Consider the following 17336-nt stretch of genomic DNA (forward strand, 5'->3'; position numbering starts at 1 on the left):
GACACCGGGCCATGATCGCCCGGCGAAAATTCATCAGGTAGATTTTTTACCGCCAAAAAGGGAATCGATCAACAGTAGCGCGGCACCAACCGTGATTGCACTATCGGCAATATTGAAGACCGGCCAGTGATATCCTGCGACATGCAGATCAATAAAGTCGGTCACGGCACCATGGCGCAGGCGATCCACCAGATTGCCAACCGCCCCGCCAATGATCATCGCCAGTGCAAAGCGCAGCATGGAATCACGCGTCCGCCACATCCAGACACCAAAGCCAATCGTGATGGCAGCGGTAACCAAGATCATGACCCAAGGCGCCTGCCCCTGAAACAGGCCAAACGAAACGCCCGGGTTCCAGGCCAGAACAAAGTTCATGAACGGCGTGACTTCGATCACGCGAAACGGGTTTGAAAGACCATCAATGGCCAGCGCCTTGGTCCATTGGTCGACACCAAAGACGATTGCAATGACGATCAGACCAAACACAAAGGCACGATGTTTCATCAACACTCTTTCCGACTTGCCGGGAAAGCGCCCTGCAAGGTCGCAGGGCGTCCCCAGACGCCAACCTTATTCGGCGGCGATTCCCATTTCATCGACGGCATCCGCACAGCGGTTGCAAACGGTTTTATGCTCGGCATGGCTGCCGACTTCCGGCAGGGTCTGCCAGCAACGTTCACATTTCGCACCTTCTGCCAGCGCCGGAACAACGCCAACACCCGCGACATCATCAAGGGTATAGGCCCCATCCGGTGCATCGCCCGTGATCAGTTCGATGTCAGATGTAATGGCGATTTCGGCAAGATTAAGGCCATCAAGCGCTTCGACATATTCCGCGGCCGCATAAACCTTCGGTGCGGCATCAAGGCTTGCGCCAATGCGTTTTTCCGCACGTTCAAGTTCAAGCGCGCCGGTCACAACCCGGCGAAGCTTGCGGATTTTCGCCCACTTTTCAGCCAGCGCATCATCTTTCCAGCCATCTGAAACCGTATTGAAGGTTTCGGAATGAACGGAACTGTCCGCACCGTAACGTGCACGCCATGCTTCATCAGCGGTAAAGCACAGAACCGGTGCCAACCAGCGCACAAGGCAATCAAACACGCGATCCATGACCGTACGTGCCGCACGGCGGCGCAGGCTGCTTGGCGCGTCGCAATAAAGCGCGTCCTTGCGGATATCAAGGTAGAACGCCGACATGTCGAGCGCGCAGAAGTTATGCAGTTCGATAAACATGCTGTGGAAGTCGTAGTCTGCGGTTGTCTTGCGCACCATGTCATCAAGGTGGCTCAGACGGTGCAGGACCCAGCGTTCAAGTTCCGGCAGTTCGTTATCGGCGACTTTTTCTTCTTCGCTAAACTCGGCAAGGTTGCCAAGCAGGAAGCGCAGCGTGTTTCGCAGACGACGATAGATGTCGGAATGGCGCTGGATGATCTCGTGACTGATGCGCAGGTCATCATGGTAATCCGAGCTGACAACCCACAGACGCAGGATATCGGCACCAAGTTTGTTGATCACATCGTTCGGCGCAATGACGTTGCCAAGCGACTTGGACATCTTGCGGCCTTCGCCATCAAGAACGAAGCCATGGGTCAGAACAGCTTCATACGGTGCACGGCCACGGGTTCCGCAAGACTCAAGCAACGAGCTGTGGAACCAGCCGCGATGCTGGTCCGATCCTTCGAGGTAAAGATCCGCCGGCCATTTCAGGTCCTGACGTTCTTCAAGCACAAAGGCATGGGTCGAACCGGAATCGAACCAGACGTCAAGGACATCGGTGACCTGTTCGAAATCTTCGGCGTTGTATTTGTCGCCAAGGAAGTACTGCGCGTCACGGGTGAACCAGGCATCTGCGCCTTCTTCGCAGAAGGCTTCGTAGACGCGATCAAGAACTTCCTGATCACGCAGCGGCTGACGGGTGCTTTTTTCGATAAACACCGTGATCGGCACGCCCCATGCGCGCTGACGCGAAACGCACCAGTCCGGACGATTGGCGATCATGGAATGCAGACGGTTGCGGCCTGCTTCCGGCACAAAGCGGGTGTTATCAATCGCGTTCAGCGCCTTTTCACGCAGGTCGTTGTCCTGCATGGAAATGAACCACTGCGGCGTGGTGCGATAGATCACCGGTGCCTTGGACCGCCACGAACACGGATAGGAGTGCTTGAGACGGCCACGCGACAGCAGCGCGCCAACTTCGATCAGCTTGGCGATGACTGCTTCGTTCGCACCGGCTTCCTTGCCGTTTTCATCATAGATGCGTTCGCCGGCAAACAGCGGCACGGTCTGATAATAAGCCCCGTCGCCATCGACCATTTCCGGCACTTCCAGACCATATTTCAGACCGGTCTGGTAATCGTCCGGGCCATGCGTCGGTGCGGTATGGACAAAGCCAGTACCGGTATCAGTCGTGACGTAATCGGCTGCCAGAAGCGGCACATCAAAGTCATAACCCTGACCGCGGAACGGATGGGCAGCAACTGTGCCTTCAAGCTCGGAACCCTTGAAGGTGCCGACAACCTTGTGGCCGGTGACGCGACCGTTTTTGCACAGGTCGTCAAGAAGGTCGGTACAGACCGCCATCTTCTCGCCAACCGTGGCCCATGCTTCTTCGGCAGTTTCGGTGACTTCGATCACGGAATATTCGATGTCGTCGCCATACGAAATCGCGCGGTTGCCCGGAATGGTCCAAGGGGTCGTGGTCCAGATGACGATGGTGGCGTCCTTTAGGACATCAACCTTGGTCTCGGTGACCGGGAAGCGGACATGGATCGTTTTGGATGTATGGTCGTGATATTCGACTTCGGCCTCGGCCAAGGCGGTCTTTTCAACCACCGACCACATGACCGGTTTGGAGCCCATATAGAGCGAACCGTTCATCAGGAATTTGCCCAGTTCGCGGGCAATCGATGCCTCTGCCTTGTAATCCATGGTGATATAGGGATTGTCCCAGTCACCCATCACGCCAAGGCGTTTGAATTCTTCACGCTGTACATCAAGCCACTTCTGGGCGAACTCGCGGCATTCCTTGCGGAATTCGGCAATCGGAACATCGTCCTTGTTCTTGCCCTTGGCACGGTACTGTTCTTCGATCTTCCATTCGATCGGAAGGCCGTGGCAGTCCCAACCCGGAACGTAAACCGCGTTCTTTCCCAGCATCTGCTGCGAACGGGTGATGACGTCTTTAAGGATTTTGTTCAGTGCGTGACCAATATGCAGATGGCCATTTGCGTAGGGCGGGCCATCATGGAGGACAAACATTTCACGATCAGCCGAAATACCGCGAATTTTGCCGTAGAGGTCCTCGTTTTTCCACTGCTCGAGCAGGGTGGGCTCCATCTTTGGCAAACCCGCCCGCATCGGGAAATCGGTCTTGGGCAGGATAACGGTCTTCTTGTATTCGACACTCATCGTGACGGTCCTGTCGTCTTGAACAAATTAAAAGGGCGAACCCCCGGAGATCTCGCGAAAAGCTGATCTTGCGAAAAGCGCGCGGATCATAGCGGGTTCGTCAACAAATTCAAATCTTGCCGAGAATATCCTTGGCAGCGATCACATCTGCCGCGATCTGGGCTTTCAGGGCGTCAAGCCCATCGAACTTCTGTTCCCCGCGGATAAAGCCGTGCAGGCGCACGCGCACCCGGCGGCCATAGATGTCCTGATCAAAGTCAAAAAGGTGCGCTTCGAGGCCAGCATCGTCATCGCCGCCAAAGCTTGGCCGCACGCCAATGTTGGCGACTCCGGGCACCCAGCGTTCCACGGTGCTGTCATCCGCCTCGGAAATCAGGCCAAGCTCGACGGCATAAACACCGAACTTCGGACGCAGATGATTGCCCAGTGGCACATTGGCTGTCGGGAACCCGATGGTGCGGCCACGCGCATCACCATGCGCGACAACGCCACCAATTTCCCAAGGTCGGCCCAGCAGATGCTTGGCATCTTCCGGGCGTCCTTCGCGCAGGGCCTGACGGATTGCGGTCGAGGAATAGACAATGCCGTTGTCATGGGTCACAGCCTTTACCGCCGTCACGCCAAATCCCGATTTTTCGCCAATAGCGCGGAGCAATTCGACATCGCCTGCACGGCCCTTGCCAAAGCAGAAATCCCAACCGACCACAACATGCTTGGCGCCAAGTCCCGTCACCAGAACCCGTTCGATGAACTCCTGGGCGGTCATGGCAGCGAAATCACGGTTGAATTCGACTTCATAGAACAGATCGATATCAATGCTGCCAGCCGCGGTTTCACGATCCTCGGCCGAGGTCAGGCGGAAAGGCGGATCATCGGCACGAAACAGCATGCGCGGATGCGGCTCAAAGGTCAGGATCGCAAGCGGCGCACCGAGGTCGCGGGCAATTGCACGGGCCTGATCCAGAAGCGACTGATGCCCCAGATGCAGTCCGTCAAAATTGCCGATCGCCACTACGGCGCCGCGCGCATCATCGGTGAGGTTCTCAAAAGATCGAAAAACGCGCATTCGCGCCGGTCTCTCTTTGCTGCGGTCCATGTCTACCGATCACATATCGGCAAATCCAGCAGGCAGCTATATAGGGCGCAGGCCCAAAGCGTAAAGACTTTTCCAACAAAAAACGCAGCTTTCCAGCCCTAGCCGCGCGAAGGGACCATCACCGTTGCTTCGCCCGAGATCACACAGCGGTCCCCGACATAGCAATTGGTTTCCAGAATTGCGCGTTTCTTCCCGGCCATGATTTCGCGCACAGTAACGCGGGCGGTTACCGTATCGCCGATCCGGACCGGTGCCTTGAATTGCAGGTTCTGGGACAGATAAATTGTACCCGGCCCCGGCAGGCGGGTGCCAAGGACAGTGGAAATGAACCCGGCCGAGAGCATGCCGTGCGCAATGCGGCCTTCGAACATGGTGGTTTCAGCATAATCCTGATTAAGGTGCACCGGGTTTGTGTCACCGGTAATCCCGGCAAACATGACAATATCGGTTTCCGTTACCGTCTTGCCATAGCTTGCTGTCAGGCCAATCTCCAGATCTTCGAGATACAAACCCTGAAGTCCGTCACGTTCGTTCATTTCCTTGGAACCCCTTGCCTGTTGCGCGCACTCATATTGCAGATGCCGCGCTTATGATTATTTTGCAATGCAATATTTGTAATTTTATTGCGCATTTTTCGAAATGAGCAATGCCTATTTCGTCGAATGGCCTATTGGCAGGCGCTTGAAATTGTCAGAAACGGGGACATATCAGGGCTTACTCACCTATGATATCAATGATCTAGGGTCCAAACTTATTCACATGACCGGGACGACTATGTGAATAAGTTTGGACCCTGATCCCTATAAAAACAAACCTTTGGGAAACGCCCCTGATGAACAACACAATTGCAGACGACTATGAAATTGCCATGGGTCGATGGAGCCGCCGCCTGTCGCGCAGCTTTCTGGACTTTGTTGCCGCACCGTCTTGCGGTTCGTTGGTTGACGTCGGATGTGGCACGGGCAGTCTGACCCTGGCTGCGGCCAACCGTTATCCGGATGCGCGGGTTGTCGGCATTGACCTGATCCCTGATTACCTGACGGACGCCTTGCGTGAGGAAGCAGCAAATATCGAACTGAAAACCGGAGATGCATTGTCATTGCCGTTCGAGAACAACAGTTTCGATACGGCCTTCTCGCAGCTGTTGGTCAATGATCTCGAAGAGCCGGCAAAGGCGGTTTCCGAGATGGTACGCGTCACGAAACCAAACGGCAAAATCGCCGCGTCCGTTTGGGACCGTGCGGGCGGATTGACATTCATCCGCCTGTTTCTGGATGCCGCAGCCATTCTGGCCGGGGTTGAGGGCGAAAAATTGCGCGAAGAAGTTTTCGACGTCCCCTATCAGGACGAAGATGATCTTTATGATCTGTGGTCGGATGCGGGATTGGGCGAAATTGATACTACAACCCTGGCCGTGCGCATGGATTTCATTGATTTTGATGATTACTGGCAGTCGCTAATGGGGGCACACAGCCTGATCCGCAATTTCTTTAACCGGCAATATGCCGACACGGCCTACGAAATTCAGCAGGCCACGCGTCTGGCCTATCTCGGTGGGAAAACAGACGGCCGGCGATCCCTGGTGGCTTCTGCCATGGCAGTGCGCGGTGTCGTACCAGCGTAATCAGCGCCGCCGGGATCAGCGACGACCAAAAGGCATCCAAAGAACACCCAGCAAACTCTGGCTGTCCTTGTCGCGGAATTCCTTGAGGCCAATCTGCATGTCGTGATCATTGACCTTGGTATGGTCAATATAGCTGACAAACAGCCGATCCCAGACCGAGAGGATATTGCCGTAGTTGCTGTTGGTTTCGCGCATCACACTGGAATGGTGAACCCGATGCATGTCGGGTGTCACGATCAACAGCCTGAGGCTGCGATCAAGGCTTTTGGGCAGATGCACATTGCCGTGATTAAACAGGGCAAAGCCGCTGAGCATGCTTTCGTAAATCACGACCGCCCACGGATCGGCACCGATCAGCAACACAAAGAACGACTTGTAAAGCGCCGATACAACGATCTCGAACGGATGAAAACGCACAGCCGTTGAAACATCGAATTCAGTATCGCAGTGATGCACACGATGAAACCGCCAGAATATCGGCACGATATGTGTCAGACGGTGCTGCCAGTAAACCGCACAATCCAGAACGACAATTGTGACCAGCCCCGCCAGAACACCCGGCAGACCGACAAGGTTATTCAACCCCAGACCATTTGACTGCGCCCAGATCGCGGTTGCAATCATCGCAGCCCCAATGGTGAAGCGTGCCAGAGCAGCACTGAGCAACAAAAGACCAAAATTGGTCAGCCAGCGCAGCGGGCGACGCACGGCTTCCTTGGGGCGATAGGGTGCCACGGCCTCCCACAAGGCCATCACCGCCAGAATGGCGGCAAAGATACCCAGCCGAAATAATCCGCTCTGATCCATTTCATCCTGCCTTGCGTGATGAGATCGTGTTCATAGTTGCCATCTTGAAGTGATAGCGGATAACGCAACATACAAACAATATCTTGCAGGTCGCAGCGCCATCACCTTTATGTTAGAAAAAGGCGATTCACGCTAAATAGCCTGCGTGCAGTGACCAAAATTCAATACAGGGGGCCTTATGCCAGAACGATCAGGATCTTTTCGGACACTCTTTCTTTCGGTGTTCGCGACCCTGTCCTTTGGCAGCATCGCCCTTGCAGATGGACCGCCGTTTGATCTGCCGGTCGATTGTGCCGACAATACGTGCGACATCGTGCATTACGTGGACCACGATCCGGGCCCGCAAATTCGTGATTATGCTTGCGGGACCACGACCTATGATGGTCATCGCGGCACGGACTTCGCCATTCCTGACGAGGCCACGATGCTTGAAGGTGTGTCTGTGCGCGCCATTGCCGATGGCACTGTCAGGGCGCTTCGCGAAGGGGTCGAGGATATTGATTCCGGGCGTATATCCCCAAACAGTCTCGAGGGCATCGAATGCGGGAATGGCATCCTGATTGATCACGATGACGGCTGGCAAAGCCAGTATTGCCATCTGCGCCGCAACTGGGTTGCCGTGAAGCAAGGCGACCGTGTCAGCCGGGGTCAGGTGATCGGACGGATCGGACTTTCTGGCCAGGCAACCTTCCCGCACCTGCATTTCAACCTGCGCAAGGATGGCAATCTTGTTGATCCGTTCAGCGGCACGAACATGGGTGCAAGCAACCCGAATGATTGCAGGGTTGAGAATGCTGCACTCTGGACGCCCGAAGCACGTGCACAGCTGGGCTATAACGAAATCTCGCTTTATGGGCATGGATTTTCGATGGCGCGCCCGACGGCATCCGATCTCAAGCGCGGCTATGGCAAGGACAAGGAACTGCCAAGCACCAGCCCCGGCCTTTATTTCTGGGCCTATCTTATCGGGGCCAATGACGGCGACGTCATCCGTATGAGCATGCAAACGCCAGACGGAAAAGGTGGGCACCGGGATTTCGTAATTGATTTGCCCAATGATGCAGGCCCCCGTGCAAAATGGTTCTTTATCAATATGGACCGGCCGGGAAGCCGCTGGCCGGCGGGAACGTATCATGGTGAGGTCACCTTTACCCGCGGTGACAATCCCCCCCGCCTGATTGGTCAAAGCGACGTCGTCATCCGCTAGGCGGTGTCCGATCATCGGCCAAGCCCGTGCCATCGTCGCCAGCACCCACTTAGCGGACCAGTCAGACTGACCAGTCGGACGAACGCCGAAAAATCCGTTTTAGGTTGCCTCACCTGTGTCGGCCGATTTAAAATTACAACAGCAAATAGCAATAGTTATTGAAACTATTGAATAAATCACAGAATCGGCACGTGCATGTACAGGATATATGACTGTCTGGCCAACCAGCACGATATCGTTCTGGTCATAATTGCCCTCCTGATTGGACTGGCTGGCATCCATACGGCGTTCAACATGTATGCGCGTGCCTGTATCGGGCGCCTTCGTCAGAAAATCGCATGGCTGTTTTTAACCGGTGTCGTCACCGGGGGGAGCATCTGGGCGACGCATTTCATTGCGATGCTGTCTTATGACCCGGTTGTACCTGTCGGCTATGAACCGGTCCTGACCGCCGTTTCACTCTTGATCGCGATTGCGGCAACGACCGCCGGTTTTGCCATTGCATCGGTCATTGGGCCAAATCTTTTGCTTTCGCGCATTGTTGGCGGGCTTGTTGTCGGTCTTGGCATTTCAGCCATGCACTTTACCGGCATGTCGGCAATCCGTGTCCCGGGCGTCATCAGCTGGCACATGGATATCGTGATTGGCGCGATCTTGATGGGGGCCGTGTTCGGGATGATTTCCCTTTGGCTTGCGCGATCAGCACAAACCGAACGCCAAAAGCTGCTGGGCAAGGTCAACCTGACCATTGCCGTTGCCACCATGCATTTCAGCGCAATGGGCGCACTGGTGATCACGCCTGATCCGACCGTGCCGGTGCCGACCCAGCTTATATCGCAGGACTACCTTGCTATTGGCGTTGCAGTTGTCGCGATTTTGCTAATTGCCATCGGCTTTGTCACAGCGCTTGTTGATCGACAGTTGCGTGATCATGTCCGCAATCGCATGCGCATTTTGGGCGATTCAGCAATCGAAGCACTTGTATTGACCCAGAATGGGCGTGTGATTGATGCCAATGACAGCTTCCTGAAACTTGTTGATGTGACCCGCGCCGAAATCCTTGATCAGGATTTTCTGGCCGAATGGCTTGCGGATACCCCGCCTGCTTTTCAGTCCGGCGAGATCAGCTATATCGAAACCAACCTGTCATGGTCGCATAGCACCGAAATACCGGTCGAAGTTGTTCGCCGCGAAATTCCTGCAGATGAAATATCCGACGCCACGGTAATATTTGGCTTGCGCGATCTGCGCGAACGGTATGCCGCCGAACACCACATACGGTTCCTGGCGGAACATGATTCCCTGACAACACTTTTGAACCGGACAACATTCAACGACCATCTGAGCGAAGCGCTTGCAGAATCGGACGAAACCTGGACGCCTGTAACGGTGATGTGTATCGATTTCGATCACTTCAAGGAACTGAATGACAGCTTTGGCCATATTGCCGGTGATCATGCCCTGCGTGAACTGGGTGAGCGCCTGTCGAAACTGTTTAGCGACGATGTCGTGATCGCACGCGTTGGCGGAGACGAGTTTGTCGCCTTGCTGCATCATCAGACGCGCTCGGACATGGATGGGGTTATTGCGCGGTCACGTGAAGTTGCGCAACAGATCCTTGATTGCGTTGCGATACCGGTCTTTATCAACGCCGAACACCGGGCAAAACTGTCATCAAGTATCGGGATCGCGCATTATCCATCGGATGGGGACGACGCCGAAAGCATCCTTTTCCACGCTGATCTTGCGATGTATCGCGTCAAGCAATCAGGTGGCAATGACATGGTGTTCTATTCGCCGGAGATGGATGAAGAATACCGTTTCAAGCGCCAGCTTTCATCGAACCTTCGCAAAGCAATGGATAGCGGCCAGCTGGAACTATATTACCAGCCGCAATGCGACACGGATGGCAAAGTCATTAATTCATTCGAAGCGCTGCTGCGTTGGACAGATCCGGAAATGGGTTCGATCCCACCGGGCCGCTTCATCCCGATTGCCGAGGAAACTGGCCTGATCGTGCAGCTGGGCGAATGGGTTCTCAGAACGGCGTGCCAGGAAGCGGCAAGCTGGAAGAACCCGCTTGGCATCGGGGTCAACATGTCGGCCGTGCAATTGCAAAAGCATGAATTGCCTGAACTGGTTGCCGAAATACTGGCTGAAACGGGGCTCGATCCGAAACGCCTTGAACTGGAAGTCACAGAAACAGCACTTATTCACAACCCGGCACGGTCAATGAAGATACTGTCCGATATCAAGAAACTTGGCGTGCGTATCGCCATGGACGATTTCGGGACGGGTTATTCATCGCTGGCCACCTTGCAGAATTTCCCTGTAGACCGCATCAAGATTGATCAATCCTTTATCAAGAAACTGATCAGTAACGACCAGGCCATTGCGATTGTCCGCGCTGTCATTAACCTTGGCCATGATCTTCACCTTGATGTCATTGCCGAGGGCGTTGAAACAGACGAGCAGGTTAGTTTCCTGACCGATCATCATTGCAGCTCGGTGCAAGGCTACAAGTACGGCCATCCCAAACCGATCAAGGATTACTGGCACGTCGTAAACCACACGGAAACCCCGACAAAACCAGCGAATCGAGGCCCCGGCTTTGAAACTGTCTGAGGACCAGACTACCCAGCCTTGCGCAAGGTAACGGTTTTATCTGGAACGAATGGAATTTGTGACAAAACACGCATCAAAAACGTTACCTTTTCCATGAGGTTGAAAGTTTTTTGACGTTTTTTGACTCTGGACCCTTGTAACTCGCCCTTTTGCCTGCCTATATTTGACGTGTGCCGAGCCCGGCACATTGACACTACCTGTCATAAGACGGAGTAAACATGATGAATAAGCGTAAAGCCGTTGCAATCGCCATTGCCCGTGAACAGCAGATCGCCCGTTCGATGGAAATCCTGTTCGCCGGTACCATTCTGGCCGTCATCGCATCGCTTCTGGTTATCTGATCCAGTTTCCGCTTTCATCATCTGCATGACCTTTCAAACCTTCCGGCTTTGAAAAGACCCTGTTTTAAATAGCTTCATGACGCATCACAGCATCTTCTCGGTCATTATTGCGCGAATTATCAGCCCGGTTGTCTAAGGACACCGGGACGTATCTGTTCGCCTTTTTGATGCACTGAATTTCTGTGAGCATTGTCATGACCGATCATGCATTTGCTGCGTCCACACAGGACGCACATACCCCAAAATCCGTTTACTGTTTTTCTGTCCACGCCGCGGCCGAACCTGATGTCATGCCGCGCGTTCTTGAACTGTTTGCCAAGCGCAACCTTGTTCCCGCCAGCTGGCACTCAACCGTCGCTGATGGGCTGCGCGGCTATGAAGAGCTTCAGATCGACATTCAGGTCCAGCAACTTGAAACCAAAGTGGCCGAGCACATCGCGCGCTGCCTGCGTCAGATCATCCATGTGAATACAGTTCTAACCTCGGAAAAAGGCTATTCAAACTCTGCGCTTAGCGCGTAGGCTGTGTCGGTGCGCGGCGCTGCAACATCTGGCAGCGCCCTTGCCGACAGGAGTTCGACTTGGCCTATCTTGATCATATCCATGCGTGCAACAACGCCAATCTGTCGCGCTATGCCCGTTTCAGGATTGACGGCCTTCCGGTCGGGGCGATCCGATCCGACTTTGCCACTGCGCTCACGGGGCTCGACGGGAACTTTATCCGTGACGAGAATGGCGAGTACGGGTTTGCCCCGCATATCAAGACCATTGATGCACGTAACCAGACCCTGATCGAAGCGACCAGCACCCTGTGTCAGCAAGGCGTGATCAAGCAGTTGCACGGCGAAAAGTTTGATATTCGCAATCATCTGGCCGATGACCCGCTTTGTCAGCTTGACCGGTTTGCCATGCCCTATTTTGGTTGCCGGTCGTGGGGCGTCCATATGAACGGCTTTGTGCGCAAGGCAGATGGCATTCACATGTGGATTGCCAAGCGTGCCATGGACAAGCCGACCTATCCCGGCATGCTTGATAACATGGTCGCTGGCGGCCAGCCGACCGGGCTTGGCTTTCGTGAAAACATGATCAAGGAATGCGCCGAAGAAGCCGGTATTCCGACTAGCCTTGCCGAAAAGATCGTTGCGATCGGCACGGTGTCCTATCTGTATGAAACCGACGAAGGGTTGAAACCCGATGTGATGGTCAATTTCGATCTGGAATTGCCAGAAGACTTCGTGCCGCATTGTGCCGATGGCGAAGTCGCACAGTTTGATCTGCTTCCGATCGCCGAGGTCGCCGAGATCGTCCGCACCGGGTTTGACTTCAAGTTCAACTGCGCGCTGGTGGTCATTGACTTCCTGATACGTCAGGGTCAGCTAACCGCCGATAACGAGCCGTCCTATTGCGATCTCGTCACAGGGCTTCACCGCAGCCTCGCCCCATAAACCAGGCGTTTGAAAGCCCACGATCAAGACAACGGCACCGATCCGGCCCAGGGGTGAGGGTGGTGCCATCTGTCAGGCGCATGTCAGTCTGGTTACTGCCTTGGGGTGTTTGGTCCGCCCATCAATGCGCCAACGGCCATGACGGTCAGTTTGGCGCGCAAGTCCGGGTCAAGCTTATCAAGATCACTTTGCTTGCTGCGCAATGCCTTTACCGCCTCGGCAATCAGCTCCTGACGGCGTTCATCCTCGGGCGTTGCGATCTTGCTTTTCTTTTTGCCAAGTTTGGCGTCAGCAGCATTCAGCGCCTTCATGATTTCGGTATGCGGCGCTTCGGCCTGTTCGGTCAGCGTTTCGGCAAGCGCAAGCGCACGCGCCTCTTCGACTGACATGCCTTCGTCCTGATGGGCAAGGGCGCGGTCTTCTATGCGCCGTGCCTGACGCGCCTGAGCTGCTGTTTGCTCAGCCGTCGCACTGTCACGCACATGCAGGGATTGCGCATCGTTATAAGCTTGAATCGCGTCCCGGCCCTTTTTGCCGACAAAGACGCGCATCAGCGTTTCCTTGAGCAATCCCATCCATTCATCCTTGGTTTAGCAGCCTGAATTGACGCACAACTATTATGCGCCAAAAGAGTTTCGAAAACATTGCCCCGCTGGATTGCGGATTTTATCAATGTTCTAAATATGCTGAGCCACCCGGCCTTCTTCAACTGCCAAAATATAATCGATCAGGGCCTCGCAATCGCTTGTTTGCAGATGTTCAAGATCACAAACAAAATCAACGTTGCTTGCCGCCGGGTCGTCTGAATGGCCAACGATGCCAACCTTGACGTATTCACCGTCCAGCGCATCAAGACCTGCAATCAGATCAGCAACACTCACCCGGTCCTCTGCCGTCAGGGATGTTCTGATCAGAACCAGCATATCGGCATCGCAATCAATGACCTGCCTTACGATGGATTGTGCATCCGAGTGACCGGGTGCGACATCAACGTCAAACCCGCCATCGGCAAACAGGGTCGCGACCTGCTTGTGATGCTTTTCTTCGACCGAGGATGCAGTCGCCAACAGAAGGCGCGGATGGCGACCTTCCATTTCTGCGAATTTGGCCAGATTGCTCGCAAGTTGAGGAGACGTCATGTTACCTCGCTTGAAACTGCCCTTTGCCATCCAACACAGCAAACCGGGCCAACGCAGCTCTGCTACGTTCACGCCCTAGTATCTCTTTCAATTCCTTGACTGACAAGCCTTGCAATCAGACCCGTTCAACCCAGTCCTACCAACCTGCCATGTCAAGCGGATTAACGCCAATCACATGACCATGCCCAAACAGGATCAGAAGGTAACTCACAGTCCCGGCAAGCACATCACGCCACCCGATCGCACCGTGAAACAATGCGGACGGATCAAAGCGACGGGTCGCGCCAAGCCAAACAGCCTGTTGTTCAGGTGCGACGGCCCTCAGACGGATTTTCTCCATACGCCAGAACCCGATCAGGGCAAACGCAGCACTGCCGCCAAAGAACAGCACGGCAACCAGATCCCCATTCGCAATCATGTGCCCGATCCCCCAGATGATCATGCCCAGCAACAAGGGATGGCGGCAAAAACGGTTGATCCCGGGTCTGGCCGGGTCAAATCCGGTTTTTCGTCCGATTGACAACGGACAGGGTTGAAGAATGGCGCTGGCCCACAAAATACAGGCAGGCAGCATTACAATGACAAGAAGCTGCGCTTGCCAGGGTTGATACCCCCAAAGGAAAAACGACTCCGCGACGAGAACTTCGTGAAGCACCCAACCAAACAGGAAAAGCGACAAGACCGAAAAGCCAAAGATATAGGTACGATATCCGACCCACCGAACAAGCCTTTCGCGCAGGATGCCCGGAATAATGTGCCCCGCAAGAAAAACCGCTACGGCCACGAAAAACCAGGTCAAAACACGATCCCCTCTTTACAATACGGCCTCAACATGCAAATTGCCCTGTTCGCGCGCTCGGAGCAGGATGCGAATCTCCAAGGCCCTTGCGTTACGCGATATTAGGGGATACCTCTGTACCCCTGTTTGACATAGAACAACAAGCCCTTGCCCACGGATACTCCGACGGGCAGTTAAAGATATACGGAATATACTCGAAATGAGCTGGACGCCGGAAAAGATTGAATTGCTGACCTCGCTCTGGAATCAGGGCTGGACCACGGCACGTATCGGAGAGGAACTCGGCGTTGGCAAGAATGCCGTCGTCGGCAAGGCACATCGCCTTGGGCTGCCCAAACGCCCGTCCCCGATCCAGCGCCGTGCCGAGGAAGCAGAACAGAAAAAGGCACCGGCCCCAAAACAGCAGACCAAAGGCATTTCGATCTTTGATCTGGGCCCGGGCATGTGCCGCTGGCCGTTTGGTGATCCGGGTGATGATGACTTCCATTTCTGTGGCAAAAAAATCGTGCCTAGCAAACCGTATTGCGATGAGCATTGCGCGCAGGCCTATCTGAACGGCAAAAACCCGCGCGAAGATAATCCGCCTGCACAACAGGGGGGCCCGAACCAAAAGGGTCCTCAGGCCGCAGCAAAGAAATAAGTCCGGTCCCGGTTTCAAACCATTCGGACAAAATCCAAAAGCCGCCCTTTCATCAGGGCGGCCTTTGTTTGCTTTGGGTTTATCTGGCTGCCTTACTTGCTTTGCAGGACGTATTTCGCGAAGCCATCGGCATCTTCACCCACAAAGCTGATATTGGCCGGGGCATTGGCAGCACCGGATGCCTTGGGGCTGGTGACAAAGGTAACCTTTGACGCCTCGCCGATCGGGGCAAAGGTCCAGTTGCCATCAGCCTTGGGATCAATTGCCTTTTCCGTCAGGATGTAATTGGCCAGCACCGTACGGTTTTCGTCCGGGGCTTCGACAATGATGGTCGATCCATCAAGTGCCGGGAAATTCCCGCCACCGCCAGCACGGTAATTGTTGGTCGCAACAATGAATTGTTGATCTGCCGTGACCGCTTTGCCTTCGAATTGCAGATTGATGATCCGGTGACTTTCCGGGTTCACGACCTCGCCCGCCTTGTTATAGCGCGCAGGCTTGGTGACATCGATCTGATAGGTCACGCCATCAATCACATCAAAATTGTAGGTCGGAAAGTCGGGATTGATCAGCATCTGCTCTTCACTGCTGGTCGGATCAATCTGATTGAACTGCCCTGCCGACATTTCGAGCCATTCGCGCACCTGATCACCATCTAGCAACACGGCACGGACCGTGTTCGGATAAATGTAAAGATCAGCAACGTTCTTGAGCGCGATCTTGCCTTCGGGAATGTCAGTGAAATAGTCCGGGCCACCGCGCCCGCCGGCCTTGAACGGTGCACCGGCCGACAGGATCGGGATGCCGTCATATTCCGATCCATTCAGGATCTTCTCAAGATACCATTTCTGCGCGTTGGTTACGATCTGGATTGACGGGTCATCAGCCACCAGCGCAAAGAAGCTGTTGATCGGGGCAGATGTCGTCCCCACACCCTCGCGCATATAGGCAATGGTGGCTTCGTGCTCTTGCTTGACCGCTGCGACAATCTCGGGATCGGCTTCGACCAGCGGGGTTACCGTGCGGCCTTCGCGCTGATAAATTGCACGGGCTTCGGACAGGCTGTCGACCACGCTCCATTCACCGGAATCAGACACATTCAGCGTCAGGTCAATCACACCCAGATGGCTACCCCAAAAGCCCGGCATGACGGCAGCCACACCATTAATGGTGCCCTTGGCAAGGTCGACACCTTCGAGGTCAGAAAAGGCGTCAGACGGGAACACCGTATGCGCATGCCCAAACAGGATCGCATCAATACCGTCCACCTTTGACAGATAATAGGTGGCGTTTTCTTCCATGCCGGTGCGCGCCATGGTCGAAAGGCCGGAATGCGGAACGGCAATGACAATATCCGCGCCCTTTTCGCGCATCTCCGGGACATACCTTTCGGCCATCTCGACGATATCCTTGGAAATCACCTGACCTTCAAGATTGGCCTTGTCCCATTGCATGATTTGTGGCGGCACGAACCCGATCACGCCGACTTTGGCCTTGTGAACGTTGCCATCCTTGTCGGTAAATTCACGATCAAGGATCACGTACGGGTCGAAATAGGGTTTGTCATTCTCGGCATTGCCATCGCCATCATCGACAAAGACGTTGGCGCTGACATAAGGGAAATTTGCCCCTGCGATCGAGTTGTCGAGGAACTCCAGCCCATAATTGAATTCGTGGTTGCCGATATTGGCAGCATCGTAATCAAGCAAATTCATCGCCTTGAAAACCGGATGGATTTCACCCTTTTTCAGGCCGCGTTCCTTGGCCATGTAATCGCCAAGCGGATTGCCCTGAATGAGGTCGCCATTATCGATGAAGACAACATTTTCCGCCTCGCCGCGCGCCGTTTTCAGCAGGGTTGCAACCTTTGCCAGCCCGACCGTGTCAGACTCTCCGTCGCGGTAATAATCATAATTGACCAAATGCGTGTGAATATCGGTGGTCTCAAGAATGCGCAGCGATACGGTGCTATCGGCCAGTGCCGTGCCGCTTGCCAGTGCAAATGCCAGTGAAACTCCGGTAACCCGGATCATGTTTTTGTAAGTAAATGCCATTAATTCGTATCCCTGCTGATGCGTGAAACCATCAAACTTTAATCCCGTTCAAGTGGCGGGGTTTTGAAGATTTTGCGAAAAAGCCACGGCAAACACAAACAGAAACGCCTGCCACACAGGACAGGCGTTTACGTTCTTGAATACATATGCCA

Annotated in this window: 16 protein-coding genes; 7 read left to right on the forward strand and 9 right to left on the reverse strand. The window is 54.5% G+C overall.

Annotated features, from left to right (window positions below; translation table 11 throughout):
- Positions 1–33: 33 nt before the first annotated feature.
- The 4 genes from lspA to AUQ43_RS12130 form a co-directional block, all read right to left on the reverse strand.
- Positions 34–504, reverse strand: a complete 471-nt coding sequence (gene lspA, locus AUQ43_RS12115) for a signal peptidase II (RefSeq protein ID WP_062956521.1) — start codon at positions 502–504, stop codon at positions 34–36.
- Between the two features lie 66 nt (positions 505–570).
- Positions 571–3408 carry an isoleucine--tRNA ligase gene (gene ileS / locus AUQ43_RS12120; protein ID WP_062956522.1) on the reverse strand — a complete coding sequence of 946 codons (2838 nt, stop codon included), beginning with the start codon at positions 3406–3408 and terminating at the stop codon, positions 571–573.
- Positions 3409–3517: 109 nt separating this feature from the next.
- Complete coding sequence (locus AUQ43_RS12125) at positions 3518–4474, reverse strand: bifunctional riboflavin kinase/FAD synthetase (RefSeq protein ID WP_062956523.1); 957 nt, start codon at positions 4472–4474, stop codon at positions 3518–3520.
- 128 nt (positions 4475–4602) lie between these two features.
- Entirely contained in the window at positions 4603–5040 is a 438-nt protein-coding gene (locus AUQ43_RS12130) for a MaoC family dehydratase (protein WP_062956524.1), read from the reverse strand.
- Positions 5041–5336: 296 nt separating this feature from the next.
- On the opposite strand from AUQ43_RS12130, the gene AUQ43_RS12135 reads away from it, so the two are divergent.
- Positions 5337–6128 (forward strand): class I SAM-dependent methyltransferase, encoded by a 792-nt coding sequence (locus AUQ43_RS12135; protein ID WP_062956525.1) that lies wholly within the window; start codon positions 5337–5339, stop codon positions 6126–6128.
- A gap of 15 nt (positions 6129–6143) precedes the next feature.
- Here AUQ43_RS12135 and AUQ43_RS12140 read toward each other — a convergent pair whose 3' ends face one another.
- Positions 6144–6935, reverse strand: a complete 792-nt coding sequence (locus tag AUQ43_RS12140; protein ID WP_062956526.1) for a sterol desaturase family protein — start codon at positions 6933–6935, stop codon at positions 6144–6146.
- Positions 6936–7113: 178 nt separating this feature from the next.
- Between AUQ43_RS12140 and AUQ43_RS12145 the strand changes: the two genes are divergently transcribed.
- From AUQ43_RS12145 to AUQ43_RS12160, 5 genes are all read left to right on the forward strand, one after another.
- On the forward strand, positions 7114–8142 hold the full coding sequence (locus tag AUQ43_RS12145) for a M23 family metallopeptidase (RefSeq protein ID WP_062956527.1): 1029 nt from the start codon (positions 7114–7116) through the stop codon (positions 8140–8142).
- Between the two features lie 195 nt (positions 8143–8337).
- Positions 8338–10767, forward strand: coding sequence for an EAL domain-containing protein (locus AUQ43_RS12150; RefSeq protein ID WP_062956528.1), 2430 nt, complete (start codon positions 8338–8340; stop codon positions 10765–10767).
- Between the two features lie 218 nt (positions 10768–10985).
- Positions 10986–11108, forward strand: coding sequence for a hypothetical protein (locus tag AUQ43_RS20630; RefSeq protein WP_255356118.1), 123 nt, complete (start codon positions 10986–10988; stop codon positions 11106–11108).
- A gap of 194 nt (positions 11109–11302) precedes the next feature.
- Positions 11303–11629, forward strand: a complete 327-nt coding sequence (locus AUQ43_RS12155) for a hypothetical protein (protein ID WP_062956529.1) — start codon at positions 11303–11305, stop codon at positions 11627–11629.
- A gap of 59 nt (positions 11630–11688) precedes the next feature.
- The gene (locus AUQ43_RS12160; RefSeq protein WP_062956530.1) at positions 11689–12552 is read left to right on the forward strand and encodes an NUDIX hydrolase family protein; all 864 of its coding nucleotides are present in this window, start codon (positions 11689–11691) and stop codon (positions 12550–12552) included.
- A 92-nt stretch (positions 12553–12644) separates the two neighbouring features.
- Here AUQ43_RS12160 and AUQ43_RS12165 read toward each other — a convergent pair whose 3' ends face one another.
- From AUQ43_RS12165 to AUQ43_RS12175, 3 genes are all read right to left on the reverse strand, one after another.
- On the reverse strand, positions 12645–13127 hold the full coding sequence (locus AUQ43_RS12165) for a hypothetical protein (protein ID WP_062956531.1): 483 nt from the start codon (positions 13125–13127) through the stop codon (positions 12645–12647).
- A 102-nt stretch (positions 13128–13229) separates the two neighbouring features.
- Entirely contained in the window at positions 13230–13691 is a 462-nt protein-coding gene (locus AUQ43_RS12170) for a hypothetical protein (RefSeq protein WP_062957274.1), read from the reverse strand.
- Between the two features lie 136 nt (positions 13692–13827).
- The gene (locus AUQ43_RS12175; RefSeq protein ID WP_062956532.1) at positions 13828–14490 is read right to left on the reverse strand and encodes an NnrU family protein; all 663 of its coding nucleotides are present in this window, start codon (positions 14488–14490) and stop codon (positions 13828–13830) included.
- Positions 14491–14689: 199 nt separating this feature from the next.
- On the opposite strand from AUQ43_RS12175, the gene AUQ43_RS12180 reads away from it, so the two are divergent.
- Entirely contained in the window at positions 14690–15130 is a 441-nt protein-coding gene (locus tag AUQ43_RS12180) for a GcrA family cell cycle regulator (RefSeq protein ID WP_062956533.1), read from the forward strand.
- 92 nt (positions 15131–15222) lie between these two features.
- Here the strand turns inward: AUQ43_RS12180 and AUQ43_RS12185 are convergent, their stop codons facing one another.
- Complete coding sequence (locus tag AUQ43_RS12185; protein ID WP_062956534.1) at positions 15223–17184, reverse strand: bifunctional 2',3'-cyclic-nucleotide 2'-phosphodiesterase/3'-nucleotidase; 1962 nt, start codon at positions 17182–17184, stop codon at positions 15223–15225.
- Between the last annotated feature and the right edge of the window lie 152 nt (positions 17185–17336).

It is taken from the genome of Thalassospira sp. MCCC 1A01148 (assembly GCF_001613795.1).
GTDB lineage: Bacteria > Pseudomonadota > Alphaproteobacteria > Rhodospirillales > Thalassospiraceae > Thalassospira.

Coding starts and splice junctions, on each gene's coding strand:
- lspA (WP_062956521.1), bottom strand. CDS start 504: ATGAAACATCGTGCCTTTGTGTTTGGTCTGATCGTCATTGCAATCGTC.
- ileS (WP_062956522.1), bottom strand. CDS start 3,408: ATGAGTGTCGAATACAAGAAGACCGTTATCCTGCCCAAGACCGATTTC.
- AUQ43_RS12125 (WP_062956523.1), bottom strand. CDS start 4,474: ATGCGCGTTTTTCGATCTTTTGAGAACCTCACCGATGATGCGCGCGGC.
- AUQ43_RS12130 (WP_062956524.1), bottom strand. CDS start 5,040: ATGAACGAACGTGACGGACTTCAGGGTTTGTATCTCGAAGATCTGGAG.
- AUQ43_RS12135 (WP_062956525.1), top strand. CDS start 5,337: ATGAACAACACAATTGCAGACGACTATGAAATTGCCATGGGTCGATGG.
- AUQ43_RS12140 (WP_062956526.1), bottom strand. CDS start 6,935: ATGGATCAGAGCGGATTATTTCGGCTGGGTATCTTTGCCGCCATTCTG.
- AUQ43_RS12145 (WP_062956527.1), top strand. CDS start 7,114: ATGCCAGAACGATCAGGATCTTTTCGGACACTCTTTCTTTCGGTGTTC.
- AUQ43_RS12150 (WP_062956528.1), top strand. CDS start 8,338: ATGTACAGGATATATGACTGTCTGGCCAACCAGCACGATATCGTTCTG.
- AUQ43_RS20630 (WP_255356118.1), top strand. CDS start 10,986: ATGATGAATAAGCGTAAAGCCGTTGCAATCGCCATTGCCCGTGAACAG.
- AUQ43_RS12155 (WP_062956529.1), top strand. CDS start 11,303: ATGACCGATCATGCATTTGCTGCGTCCACACAGGACGCACATACCCCA.
- AUQ43_RS12165 (WP_062956531.1), bottom strand. CDS start 13,127: ATGGGATTGCTCAAGGAAACGCTGATGCGCGTCTTTGTCGGCAAAAAG.
- AUQ43_RS12170 (WP_062957274.1), bottom strand. CDS start 13,691: ATGACGTCTCCTCAACTTGCGAGCAATCTGGCCAAATTCGCAGAAATG.
- AUQ43_RS12180 (WP_062956533.1), top strand. CDS start 14,690: ATGAGCTGGACGCCGGAAAAGATTGAATTGCTGACCTCGCTCTGGAAT.
- AUQ43_RS12185 (WP_062956534.1), bottom strand. CDS start 17,184: ATGGCATTTACTTACAAAAACATGATCCGGGTTACCGGAGTTTCACTG.